Below are 12,990 nucleotides of genomic sequence, written 5' to 3' on the forward strand. Positions count from 1 at the left end.
CTATTTTAGCAAATTGGTTTGCTCATTAGGGAAAACTAACGAAGGATTAAATGTTTTGGCTTCTTCAATATCCATTCTTCCGTAGGTAATCAAAATAAGAATATCGCCAACAGCTACTTTTCTGGCCGCAGCACCGTTTAAAGTGATTTCGCCACTATTTCGTTGTCCCGGAATAGCGTAGGTTTCTAGCCGTTCGCCATTGTTATTGTTAACAATTTGCACTTTTTCGCCTCTAATAATATTGGCTGCATCCATTAAATCTTCATCAATGGTAATGCTACCGATATAATTTAAATCGGCTCCAGTGACTTTTACACGGTGAATCTTGGACTTTACAACTTCTATTTGCATGTGACAAAGGTAATTAATTATAGAGCAATATTATCTATTAGTCTAACGCCATCGGCATAAACGGCAATAAAAGCTCTATATTTTATATTTTCTTTTTTTGTTGTGATTGGGCTTAGGGTTTCTACATCGGCTATTTCAATATATTCCAGTTCCAATTTTTCCTGTTCGCCAAACTTTTCTCTAATCCAATTCAGTACATAATCAGCACTTTTCGTGCCAAATTTTTCTTTGGCAGTGAGGAGTGTATGATATATGAACGAAGCTTTTTGTCGTAGTTCTGGAGATAATCTTTCATTCCGTGAACTCATAGCCAGGCCATGGGGTTCCCTTACAATTGGGCAGCCCACTATTTCTACGGGAATTTGTTGTTGTTTTACAAGCTTTTTTATGATTTGTAGCTGTTGAAAATCTTTTTCCCCAAAGTATGCCCGGTTTGGTGTTACTAGTAATAGGAGGGCTTCAACAATAGTGCCTACACCGTTAAAGTGGTCATCTCTAAATGCACCTTCCATAACCGTATCCAAGCCTTCAAAATTATATTTTTTGGCTTTTATCTTTTTGTCATATACTTCGTCTGCAGAGGGAGAAAAAACAAGAATGTCATCTGAAACACTTGAAAGTAATTCCAAATCGGCATCAAAAGTGTGCGGATATTTTGCTAGATCCTCCTTATTATCAAACTGTGTAGGGTTTACAAAAATACTAACTACAACGGTCTCATTTTCATCAACGGCCTTTTGAACTAAAGAGGCATGCCCCGTGTGGAGTGCTCCCATAGTGGGTACAAGTCCTAATCCATTGGTTTTTGGCAGGGTGGAAATATGGTCTAAGAGTTCTTTTTTAGTTTTGAATACCAACATAGGTTTGGTTTAAAAGCGAGCAAACTTACTATAATTACGGCTAATCTGTAGAATTTTTGTAATTTTGCAGCCACGTTGTACCAAATAAATAAAAAAACATTGCATATATGAATGGCAAAAAGATATTGTTCGTGTCGTCGGAGTTAGTACCCTATCTTCCACAGAACGAAGTTTCCCTAATGTCTTATGAAACTCCTAGGATGGTAAATAGCAATGGCGGCCAGATACGGATTTTTATGCCAAGATATGGTAATATAAACGAACGTAGGCATCAGCTTCATGAAGTTATTCGTTTGTCTGGGATGAATCTCGTTATTAATGATATGGATATGCCTCTGATAATAAAAGTGGCCTCCATACCTCGCGAGCGCATTCAGGTCTATTTTATAGATAATGATGAGTACTTTAAGCGCAAAGCTACGTTTGCAGATGCAGATGGTAATTTGTTTCCGGACAATGACCAGAGAGCAATTTTCTTTGCTAAAGGAGTTGTTGAAACGGTTAAAAAGTTAAACTGGTCCCCAGATATAATTCACGTTCATGGATGGATGGCTTCTTTGTTGCCTTTGTATCTAAAGAAGTATTATGCAGACGAGCCATTGTTTGATGCCAGTAAAATAGTTACTTCAGTTTACGGTAAGTCTTTTGATGGTGAGCTTGATTCTGATATGATCAAGAAAGTTGCTTTTGATGGCATATCTGAAGATAGTATTGAGGCGTTAAAAACTCCTACCTATAATAATTTGTTAAAGATAGCCGTAGATCATTCTGATGCCGTTATTTTAGCAGCGGAAGAAATTCCGGAAGATTTACAGAGTCATATATCCAACCTAGAAAAACCTGTGTTGCCGTATGTTTCCTTGCAAGAATTTGAGGAGGCGTATGCCAATTTTTATAACACTGAAGTTTTAAAATAGCCCGAATGATTTTTTTGAACAGATTAAAGCTCCCTGCTCTTGCAGTAATAGTATTGGTCACCATCTTTGCATCTTGTGAGGAAGACTTAACAACCGTTGGTTCTGGAGTGGTTGGGGGTGAGCCGTTCAAGAATAACAAGGCGGTTTATGATGTTTTTGCCTATAATAAAAAGATAAAAGCAGTATCGACCAATAGATTGCCAATTTATCAATTGGGAATTTATGATGATCCGCTCTACGGGAAAACAGAGGCACAGGTAACTACTCAGGTTTTACTTCCTAGTGGAAATCCAACTTTTGGAGTAACTACACAAACAAATGAAGATGATCCTTCTAGTGTAACTCAGATTCCTGAAAATGAAACTATAGATTCAGTTTACCTTTATATTCCATTTTTGACTAATCCTACGGGCGATGCAGATTTAGATGGACTTATTGATGAGTTGGATGATTTGCCTTTAGACCCTAACAGTGATACTGATGAGGGGGGGTTGACGGATAGTCAGGAAAACTCAAGGGGCTCCAATCCCCTTGATGCGTCCGATGATACGGATGATACCGATTTTGTAGCGAATCAATTTGCTAAAACATTTGACCTAGATAGTATTTATGTGGATGGTCGTTTGTATAGCGATAATATGCCTAACCCAGGTTTTAATTTAAAAGTTCAGAGGTCCACTTACTTTTTAAGAGACCTTGATCCTTCTGTAAATTTTCAGGAAGCTCAAGAGTACTATTCTTCTCAAGAATTTGCCCCAACCTTTGTAGATGAAGTTATTTATGATAGTGAGGTGAGTTCAGAGCCCATAGTTATAAGTAGTGAACAAATACCTTTGCGAAAAACTGATGACGAATCCACGGAAGATGTTGATGAGTCCACTCAATTTAGCTACTTGTCTCCCGGCATTCGCGTAGCATTGGATAAAGTCTTTTTTCAAGAAAATATTTTAGATAAGGAAGGTTCAACGGACCTTGAATCTCAGGCAAATTTTAAAGAGTTTTTACGGGGGTTGCATTTTTCAGTTTCTTCCGGAGGCAATGATGTTATGTTCTTGTTCAATCTTAAATTGGCCAATATAACGGTTTCGTACAGCTATGATACGGCAGACAGTGAAGGTGTCGTTACTGCTAAGGGAGGTCAAACAGATTTGGTCCTTAATTTTTTAAGAGATTCTTTTACTTCAACGGGACAACTTGCTTCTACGGATGGAAACGCGGTTAACACATTTGTTAACGAGGTTTACCCTCCTGAAATAACAGACAAGTTAGACACGGGTGAAAATGCATCAGAGATATATTTAAAGGGTGGTGCGGGAACTTTTGCTGAAATCAAATTGTTTGATGAAGTGAATGGCCTAGAGGTTATTAATGAGATAAAGTCAAATAATTGGATTATAAATGATGCCAATCTTGTATTTTATGTTGCAGATGAAAATTTAGGTGTTGAACCACCACGGCTTTATTTATTTAATTCTGAGACTAATGCTATATTGCCTTTGTCCGCTACCGATGCAGACGGTCTTTCTGAGGAATACGGAGGGATTATCGAAACCTCTAGTGATGGTGAAGGGGTGAAGTACACGGTCAATGTTACTACGTATATAAATAATCTTGTTCTAAATGATGCGGACAATGTTACGTTAGGCCTTACTACTACGCCTAGTTTGTTTTTAGGTACCGTGGCAAATGCTATGTTGGAGAACGGAGAAGAACGGGAGTTGCCGCTTGCAAATACGTTGTCCCCTTTAGGTACGGTGTTGTATGGTAGTGCGGTAGATGCTAACGAAGATAAAAAGTTGCAGCTTGAAATTTTCTATACCGAAACCAACTAATTTTTATACAAAACAACTACTCTAATTTTATTTGCGTGAAGTTATACTTGTAGATGGTAAGATTTTCCTTACTATACCAATTAACGATATTTTTCGTTTTATAGGTGTGTTTTAGGGGGATTTGGCTAGCATCTATTACATTTGCGCTAAAGTATTTATTTTCCCCAACTTAAATTAACTTATACAGTATGTGTGGAATAGTAGGTTACATAGGTCATAGAGATGCCTATCCGATTATCGTAAAAGGTTTGCAACGTCTTGAATATAGAGGGTACGATAGTGCCGGTGTTGCAGTATATGATGGCGAACAAATAAATTTGGCAAAGACCAAAGGCAAGGTGGAGGACCTTAAGAAAAAGGCGGAAAGCACTATTTCATTAAAAGGAAATCTTGGTATAGGCCATACACGTTGGGCTACACATGGTGTCCCAAATGATACAAACTCTCACCCTCATTACTCCAATTCTGGCGACTTGGTAATTATCCATAACGGGATTATAGAAAATTATGAATCCATCAAGAAAGAGTTGGTTAAAAGAGGCTATACTTTTGAATCTGATACAGATACCGAAGTTTTAATAAACCTTATTGAAGAGGTTCAAAAAACCGAGGATGTAAAGTTGGGTAAAGCTGTTCAGATAGCATTAAATGAAGTAGTAGGTGCATACGCTATTGCTGTTTTTGATATTAAGAAACCAGACGAGATTGTTGTTGCAAAACTTGGTAGTCCATTAGCCATTGGTGTTGGTGAGGACGAGTTTTTTATTGCTTCGGATGCTTCTCCTTTTATAGAGTTTACTAATAATGCAGTTTATCTTCAAGATGAGGAAATGGCCATTGTTCGATTAGGAAAGGAAATCAAACTTCGTAAAATAAAGAATGATGCAGTAGCATATCCTAATATCCTTGAACTCAAAATGAATATAGAGGAGATAGAAAAAGGGGGTTATGATCACTTTATGCTTAAGGAAATATATGAGCAACCAAGAGCAATTTTGGACACCTATAGAGGTAGATTAAGAGCTGCGCAAGGGCTAATAAAAATGGCCGGTATTGATGAGAACATAGAAAAGTTCATGAATGCCAATCGTATAATTATTGTTGCTTGTGGTACATCTTGGCATGCAGGTTTGGTTGCCGAATATATATTTGAGGACTTGGCAAGGATACCTGTAGAGGTGGAATATGCATCTGAATTTAGATATAGAAATCCGGTTATAACAGATAAAGATGTTCTTATAGCCATTTCGCAATCGGGTGAAACGGCAGATACTTTGGCTGCTATAAAATTGGCCAAGGAGAAAGGAGCATATGTGTTTGGCGTATGTAATGTGGTTGGTTCTTCTATTGCAAGAGAAACAGATTCAGGTGCCTATACGCATGCAGGGCCTGAAATAGGAGTAGCATCAACTAAGGCTTTTACTACTCAAATCACGGTACTTACACTAGTAGCCTTGAAACTGGCAAAAGAAAAAGGTGTTTTCTCCCAGTCTAGATTTCATGAATTTTTGACTGAACTGGAAACTATTCCTGCAAAAGTAGAAAAGGTTTTAGAGAGCAATGCGCTTATAGAAATCATCGCGGATGTATATAAAGATTCTACCAATTGTTTGTATTTAGGTAGGGGATATAACTTCCCTGTTGCTTTGGAAGGAGCTTTAAAGCTTAAAGAAATCAGTTATATTCATGCTGAGGGGTACCCTGCAGCTGAAATGAAGCACGGTCCCATTGCTTTGATAGATGATCAAATGCCGGTTTTTGTTATTGCTACTAAAAAAGGGCATTATGAGAAAGTGGTTAGTAATATCCAAGAGATTAAATCTAGAAAAGGAAAGATTATAGCTATTGTAACTGAAGGAGATACGCAGGTTACAGAGTTGGCAGATCACGTTGTGGAAGTTCCTGAAACATTGGAAAGCCTTACGCCATTGCTAACAACTATCCCGTTGCAATTGTTGTCATACCATATAGCGGTTATGAGAGGATGTAATGTAGATCAGCCTAGGAATTTGGCAAAATCGGTTACAGTGGAATAGTCTTTTTTAGAAAAGTTTAAGTTTTTACAGGTCCTGACATCCGTCAGGACCTGTTTTGTTTTAGTGAATATGTAATTTGGACTAGTGTTTTTTACGAAAAAAGTACTATGCATGCATAATTTTTTCCATTTTATGATTATTGGTCGAAAAAAAAATGTAACTTCGAGTTACTAACATTTTTAACTTAAACTTAACATGAGAGCAATACTATTTTTAGCCTTGCTGTTGGCGTCTAGCTTTGGATTTTCGCAAACAACGGTGAACGGGAAAGTGGTAGATCAGAACAGTCAGCCCGTACCAGGGGCCAACATCGTTATTGAAGGAAAAGCGATAGGCACCACAACGGATTTTGACGGTAATTTCAATTTGCAAACGTCTGAAGTACCCCCTTTTCAGTTAAGAATTACCAGCATCGGATATTCTGATGCTACAGAGGAAGTCACCTCTAACAATCAAACCCTGACCATTGTAATAGATGAGTCTCAAACCTTTTTAGATGAAGTTGTTATATCGGCTTCTAGAACGCCAGAGCGAATTTTTGAATCGCCGGTTACTGTAGAAAGAATTGGTGTTTCCGAAATAAAAAACGGTACAGCTGCTGATTTTTATGGAGGTCTTGAAAATTTAAAAGGGGTTGATGTCAATACCAACAGTTTAACCTTTAAATCTATAAACACAAGGGGTTTTGCATCTTTCGCTAATACCCGCTTTATGCAACTTGTTGATGGTATGGATAACTCAACACCGGCATTAAACTTCCCTATTGGGAATTTAGTAGGCTTGGTTGAACCGGATGTTTTAAGTGTTGAGCTGTTGCCTGGAGCATCGTCCGCACTTTACGGAGCAAATGCCTTTAATGGTATTTTGTTTATGCGAAGTAAAAATCCTTTTGATTATGAAGGTATAAGTGTATCCGTTAAACGAGGTATCACTTCTCAAAAAGCTGCAGGAGACAATTCGTATACGGACTTCGGAATCCGAGCGGCCTATAAGTTTAGCGATAAATTTGCAGGTAAAGTCAATTTCGGATATTTAAAAGGAACCGATTGGGCGGCTAATAATATAGATGATAAGAATACACCAGGAGGTACAAGGGATAATTTGAATTATGACGGTGTAAATGTATACGGAGATGAAGTTTCTACCAACATTAAAGAAGTAGCGCTTACATTAGAAGGTTTAGGTGTCCTACCAGCTGGAGCGAATGCTTTGGTGCCTTCGGAAATAGTAAGTAGAACGGGTTATAATGAAAGTGATCTTACGCAATATAATGCGGAAAGCATTAAAGCGGATTGGGGTCTGTATTACAGACCAATTGAGGGTAGTAACTTGGAGATTTCCTATGTTGGAAAGGTGGGTACAGGTACCACCATATACCAAGGTACCAATAGGTATAATATTGATGGGTTTTTTCAGGAACAGCATAAACTTGAAATCAAAAATGATAATTTTTTCGTGAGAGGGTATGTAGTTGGCGATAAAGCAGGTGACTCTTACGATATGGTGTTTACTGGTATTAATATCAACAGAACTTGGAAAGATGATAATACCTGGTTTGGTGAGTATACAGGGGCCTATGTGCAGGCAACTTTGGCGGGTGCTACGGATGATCAGGCGCATGCTGCGGGTAGAGCACAAGCAGAGTCAGGAAGGTATTTGCCAGGAACATCAGAATTTGAAGCTGCCTTTAACAAAGTTATTAAAGACCCTGATTTGAGTAAGGGTTCACAGTTTTACGACCAATCTAAATACTACCATGCAGATGGTAACTATAACTTTAGTCATTTGATTGATTGGGCGGAAATTCAAGTTGGGGGTTCGTTTAGGGAGTATAGTTTAAATTCCTTAGGTACCATTTACACAGATTCGGAGGAAGACGGTCCAATTGATTATTCTGAATTTGGAATTTATTCACAAATCCAAAAGACCTTGCCTCTGGCAGGAGAAAAAAGTTTAAAGTTGACCGGGTCTGTTCGTTATGATAAGTCTGAGTTTTTTGACGGATTCCTTTCTCCTAGGATATCTGCTGGTTATACTTTAAACAGAGACCATAACATTAGAGCTTCGGCGCAAACGGGTTTTAGAAACCCTACTACTCAAGATCTTTTTATTGGTTTGGATGCCGGTAGGGCAATTTTGGTGGGATCTGCACCGGATAATTTGGAGCAGTATTCTAGGGATTATGATGTAAGCGCTACGGGTCAACTTGTATACCAACAGCCATCTTCCGTTACGCAAACCGGTGCTGATGCCTATAACAACTCGTATTCTGCGGCTTCTGTAACTGCATTGGGACAAACAGGGAACCCTGCGGACCTAGAGGTTGCCAATCCAGATTTAGTTAAGCCTGAAAAAGTGACTTCTTTTGAGATTGGATACAGAGGTAAGGTTGATAAGCTTGTTATTGATTTTAGCACCTATTATAACAGTTATAAAGATTTTATTTCTCAAGAAGTAGTTGTTTCACCTTTTTATGGAGAGGTTGGTGATGGTGCACTTTCGGTAGCGGCAATAGCTAACGGAGATTATCAAGCGTATAGCACGTATACTAATACTGATGCTAATGTTAATTCGTATGGTGCTTCTTTGGGGCTTAACATGAAAGTATTTGGAGATTTTAATTTGGGAGGTAGTTACACATTCACAAAATTAGATTTTGATCGTGATGCTAATCCAGATGTAATGTTGAACTTCAACACTCCAGAACACAAGTTCAAAGCATCTTTTGGAAATGAGCAGTTATTTGAAAATTTTGGATTTAACGTGTCATACAGATTCAGTGATGATTATTTCTGGGAAGCTACTTTTGGTAATGGCGTTATTCCAGAGTTTCATGTAGTTGATGCACAAATCAATTATGACGTTCCAAGTATTAAATCTTCCTTTAAACTGGGAGGTACAAACCTAACTGGTAAAGAATATTACACTGCGTTCGGTACCGGGTATATTGGGTCTATGTACTACTTATCTTGGACTATTAATAATTAATTTTTTAATCTAAAGTAGAAATGAAAAACTTAAAATATATATACATCTCTTTAGGTATTTTGGCTTTTACAGCTTGTAATGAACCTGAGGATGTAGACCTTGAGCCAGAAGTAATGGCAGAGGCACTTGCTGAATTAAATACGGGTTCAGCAGATTTTTCAACGTATGTTTCTTTGGGAAATTCTTTGACTGCGGGTTTCACGGACGGTGCATTATTTCAAGCAGGTCAGAACTCGTCGTTACCTAATTTACTTTCTCAAAAATTCAGTCTTGTAGGTGGGGGCAGTTTTACCCAGCCATTAATTAAAGATAACATTGGAGGACTTTTATTAGGCGGTGTTCAAATTGCCGATCCAAGATTTTATTTTTATAGTGATACTAACCCTGATGATGATTTCGATTCAGGACCATATTTATTAGGAGTTAATCCGGATGAAAACGATTTAACACCTGTATCACCAATAACTGATATTGCAGTTGACAATCCATCGGGTCCGTTCAATAACATGGGTGTTCCTGGTGCTAAGAGTTTTCATTTGTTAGCGCCTGGTTATGGGAATGTAGCCAATTTAGCTGCAGAACTTGCCAATCCTTATTACGTTAGGATGACAGGAGCCACTCCCGATGCATCAGTGTTAGAGTTGGCAATGGCTCAGTCACCAACATTTTTTAGTCTGTGGATCGGTAATAATGATGTGTTGGGCTATGCATTATCTGGTGGAGATGGTACAAATCTCATAACGGATCAACCCACTTTCGATTTTGCTATAAATACACTGGTGACCACTCTAACTTCAAGTGGTGCAAAAGGTGTAATGGCAAATATTCCATACGTAACATCTATACCGCACTTTACAACCGTTCCCCATGATCCAATAGATCCTGCGGAAAATGATTTTGCAGCTCAGGTTCCAACTTTAAATACAGTTTATGGGGCATTAAATCAGGTTTACAATGCGATGGGCGAAACGGCACGTGTAGTAGTGTTTTCTGATTCTTTAAATAATGCAGTAGTAATTAAAGATGAGTCATTAACGGATATTTCAGCTCAGATTACCGGCGCTTTTAATGCCAACCCTGCTTTTCCTATCTTTGTAACACAATTAGGTTTGCCCGAGGATGCCGCTCCATTGGTAGCTAATCTTTTGGGTAGCACTTACGGGCAGACAAGGCCGGCAACGGAAAACGATTTATTGGTATTACCTAGCAGTAATGTTATTGGTACGGTAAACGAAGAATCTTTTGCGGTATTATCGGCAGCTGATCTGCCTCCTGCAGTTGCAGGGCAATTTTCAGTTGAAGGCATTACATTGCCCTTAGGTGACAAATGGGTGTTAACACCAGAAGAACAAGATGAAATTAAAATAGCTACCGATCAGTTTAATGCTACGATTACATCTGCCGCTTCTGCCGCTGGCTTAGCGTTCGTAGACGCCAACCAACTATTACAAGATTTGGCTCAAGGAGGTGTTACTGATGGGGATTTTACCTTAACGGCCAATTTGGTAACAGGTGGAGGTTTTTCTTTAGATGGTGTGCATTTGACCGCAAGAGGATATGCTCTAATCGCTAATGAATTTATGAAGGCTATCGATGCTGCTTATCAATCTAATTTTGAGGCATCGGGCTCATTGTTCAACATCGGAAATTATCCTACGAACTACTCACCTGCATTACAATAGACATTGTTTTTCTTACATTTTATAAGGCGCCAGTTAATGGCGTCTTTTTTTGTGCTGAAAAAAGAATAAAAAGTAGTTTACAATTCGAGTTGAAAAACATACCTTTGCAGCCTGAAAAACATAGGTGTATTAAGGTGTTTTTCAATACAGTAAGTAATTTGAATTCATAAACTAATAAAGTAATGTCAAAAGTTACAGGTAAAGTTTCCCAGATTATTGGGCCGGTAGTCGATGTGGAATTCCAATCAGGAGATGCCCTTCCAAAAATTTACGATTCTCTTGAAATCGCTGGTAAAGATGGTTCTAAACTAGTTTTAGAGGTACAATCTCACGTTGGTGAAAACACTGTGAGAACAATTTCCATGGATTCTACAGATGGTCTAAGTAGAGGAACGGATGTGCTTTCGACGGGCAGCGCAATTCAAATGCCAGTTGGTGACGATGTTTATGGTCGTCTGTTCAACGTTATCGGTGATGCTATTGATGGTTTGGACGAGTTGCCAAAATCAGGGAAAAATGGTTTGCCAATTCACAGGGAGGCTCCAAAATTTGAAGACCTTTCTACTTCTACTGAGGTTCTTTTTACAGGTATCAAGGTAATTGACCTTATTGAGCCTTATGCAAAGGGTGGTAAGATTGGGTTATTTGGTGGTGCAGGTGTTGGTAAGACCGTATTGATTCAGGAGTTGATTAACAATATTGCAAAAGGTCATGGTGGTCTTTCGGTATTTGCAGGTGTTGGTGAACGTACGCGTGAAGGAAACGATTTACTTCGTGAGATGTTGGAATCTGGTATTATCAAATACGGTGATGATTTCATGCATTCTATGGAAGAAGGCGGATGGGACCTTACTAAGGTTGATAAAACGGCCATGAAAGATTCAAAAGCGACTTTCGTTTTCGGTCAGATGAACGAACCACCAGGAGCTCGTGCTCGTGTGGCTTTATCTGGATTAACTATTGCCGAGTATTTCCGTGATGGTGCGGGAGAAGGTCAAGGTAAAGATGTACTTTTCTTTGTAGATAATATTTTCCGCTTTACGCAAGCAGGTTCTGAGGTATCGGCACTTTTGGGTCGTATGCCATCTGCAGTAGGTTACCAGCCGACTTTGGCAACAGAGATGGGTGCCATGCAAGAGCGTATTACATCAACTAAAAGAGGTTCTATTACATCTGTACAAGCGGTTTACGTTCCTGCGGATGATTTAACGGATCCAGCTCCAGCAACAACCTTTGCTCACCTAGATGCAACAACTGTACTTTCTCGTAAGATTGCCGAGCTAGGTATTTATCCTGCGGTGGATCCATTGGATTCTACCTCTCGTATCTTAACAGCAGATATTTTAGGAAATGACCATTATAACTGTGCGCAACGTGTAAAAGAGTTGTTACAACGTTATAAAGAATTGCAGGATATTATTGCCATTCTAGGTATGGAAGAACTTTCTGAAGAAGATAAGTCTGCAGTAGGTCGTGCAAGACGTGTGCAACGTTTCCTTTCTCAGCCTTTCCACGTAGCAGAGCAGTTTACAGGTCTTAAAGGTGTATTGGTTGATATTAAAGAAACCATTAAAGGATTTAATATGATTATGGACGGGGAATTAGATCACCTACCAGAATCTGCCTTTAACCTTAAAGGAACTATTGAAGAAGCAATAGAAGCTGGTGAAAAAATGTTAGCTGAAGCTTAATTAGTACCAAGAACTAAGTAATAAGTATTAAGTACTTTTTACTTTGGACTAACTACTTAATACTAAGAATATGTATTTAGAAATTGTATCACCAGAAGCCACTTTATTTTCAGGCGAAGTAACATCGGTAACCGTACCGGGAGTGAATGGCGAGTTTCAAATTTTGAACGGTCACGCTGCTATAGTTTCTTTGCTTCAAGAAGGTAATGTTCGTGTTGATGGCAATATAAAAATAGAAGAAGCGTATGCCTCTAAATTCTCTAAGGATGCTAGCGGAAAGGTAATACTTCCCATTGCTAGTGGAACTGTTGAAATGAGTGATAATCGGGTAATTGTATTGGCTGATTAACGATACGTTTTAAAAGTCTAAAGCCCAAAGATTTTAATCTTTGGGCTTTTTTTTATGACTGTGTTTTAACCCTTGTACTTATTACCACTTTTCTTAAAGTTTGTTCGAATAAATTTTTAGGAAAGAATACCAAAATATAGCTGTTGATTGCCTTGTGAGTTGAAAAGAATAAGATGAAATAGCTTTCTATGGTCTTTTTAAGGGGCTGTAAGCGTGTTATTATTCGGGCATCGATAATTTATTGGGAAGTCAGACGTCCGCCCTGTGGCGCAAGCATCTTGCTT

The 12,990-nt window shown here is 38.6% G+C and carries 9 protein-coding genes; 7 read left to right on the top strand and 2 right to left on the bottom strand.

The annotated features are described in order from the left end of the window. Positions 1 to 351, bottom strand: coding sequence for an aspartate 1-decarboxylase (panD, locus tag P0077_RS09610; protein ID WP_276168962.1), 351 nt, complete (start codon positions 349 to 351; stop codon positions 1 to 3). Between the two features lie 17 nt (positions 352 to 368). Beyond that, positions 369 to 1,211: a pantoate--beta-alanine ligase gene (gene panC / locus P0077_RS09615; protein ID WP_276168963.1), complete on the bottom strand. Its 843-nt coding sequence runs from the start codon at positions 1,209 to 1,211 to the stop codon at positions 369 to 371. A 107-nt stretch (positions 1,212 to 1,318) separates the two neighbouring features. Here panC and P0077_RS09620 point away from each other — a divergent pair, with 107 nt between their 5' ends. The 7 genes from P0077_RS09620 to P0077_RS09650 all read left to right on the top strand — a co-directional run bounded on the left by P0077_RS09620 (position 1,319) and on the right by P0077_RS09650 (position 12,706). After that, a complete protein-coding gene (locus P0077_RS09620; protein WP_194525639.1) occupies positions 1,319 to 2,128 on the top strand; it encodes a glycogen/starch synthase in 810 nt (269 codons plus the stop codon). Between the two features lie 5 nt (positions 2,129 to 2,133). Next, positions 2,134 to 3,960: a DUF4270 domain-containing protein gene (locus P0077_RS09625; protein WP_276168964.1), complete on the top strand. Its 1,827-nt coding sequence runs from the start codon at positions 2,134 to 2,136 to the stop codon at positions 3,958 to 3,960. 188 nt (positions 3,961 to 4,148) lie between these two features. Beyond that, positions 4,149 to 5,996, top strand: a complete 1,848-nt coding sequence (gene glmS, locus P0077_RS09630; protein WP_276168965.1) for a glutamine--fructose-6-phosphate transaminase (isomerizing) — start codon at positions 4,149 to 4,151, stop codon at positions 5,994 to 5,996. Between the two features lie 195 nt (positions 5,997 to 6,191). Next, positions 6,192 to 8,984 carry a TonB-dependent receptor gene (locus P0077_RS09635; protein WP_276168966.1) on the top strand — a complete coding sequence of 931 codons (2,793 nt, stop codon included), beginning with the start codon at positions 6,192 to 6,194 and terminating at the stop codon, positions 8,982 to 8,984. 20 nt (positions 8,985 to 9,004) lie between these two features. Further along, the gene (locus P0077_RS09640; protein ID WP_276168967.1) at positions 9,005 to 10,666 is read left to right on the top strand and encodes an SGNH/GDSL hydrolase family protein; all 1,662 of its coding nucleotides are present in this window, start codon (positions 9,005 to 9,007) and stop codon (positions 10,664 to 10,666) included. A 182-nt stretch (positions 10,667 to 10,848) separates the two neighbouring features. Continuing rightward, positions 10,849 to 12,357 (top strand): F0F1 ATP synthase subunit beta, encoded by a 1,509-nt coding sequence (gene atpD, locus P0077_RS09645; protein ID WP_276168968.1) that lies wholly within the window; start codon positions 10,849 to 10,851, stop codon positions 12,355 to 12,357. 70 nt (positions 12,358 to 12,427) lie between these two features. Beyond that, a complete protein-coding gene (locus tag P0077_RS09650) occupies positions 12,428 to 12,706 on the top strand; it encodes a F0F1 ATP synthase subunit delta/epsilon (protein WP_276168969.1) in 279 nt (92 codons plus the stop codon). Positions 12,707 to 12,990 lie beyond the last annotated feature (284 nt).

The organism is Zobellia alginiliquefaciens (assembly GCF_029323795.1).
Taxonomy (GTDB): Bacteria; Bacteroidota; Bacteroidia; order Flavobacteriales; family Flavobacteriaceae; genus Zobellia; species Zobellia alginiliquefaciens.

Coding starts and splice junctions, on each gene's coding strand:
- panC (WP_276168963.1), bottom strand. CDS start 1,211: ATGTTGGTATTCAAAACTAAAAAAGAACTCTTAGACCATATTTCCACC.
- P0077_RS09650 (WP_276168969.1), top strand. CDS start 12,428: ATGTATTTAGAAATTGTATCACCAGAAGCCACTTTATTTTCAGGCGAA.
- glmS (WP_276168965.1), top strand. CDS start 4,149: ATGTGTGGAATAGTAGGTTACATAGGTCATAGAGATGCCTATCCGATT.
- P0077_RS09625 (WP_276168964.1), top strand. CDS start 2,134: ATGATTTTTTTGAACAGATTAAAGCTCCCTGCTCTTGCAGTAATAGTA.
- P0077_RS09620 (WP_194525639.1), top strand. CDS start 1,319: ATGAATGGCAAAAAGATATTGTTCGTGTCGTCGGAGTTAGTACCCTAT.
- atpD (WP_276168968.1), top strand. CDS start 10,849: ATGTCAAAAGTTACAGGTAAAGTTTCCCAGATTATTGGGCCGGTAGTC.
- P0077_RS09640 (WP_276168967.1), top strand. CDS start 9,005: ATGAAAAACTTAAAATATATATACATCTCTTTAGGTATTTTGGCTTTT.
- panD (WP_276168962.1), bottom strand. CDS start 351: ATGCAAATAGAAGTTGTAAAGTCCAAGATTCACCGTGTAAAAGTCACT.
- P0077_RS09635 (WP_276168966.1), top strand. CDS start 6,192: ATGAGAGCAATACTATTTTTAGCCTTGCTGTTGGCGTCTAGCTTTGGA.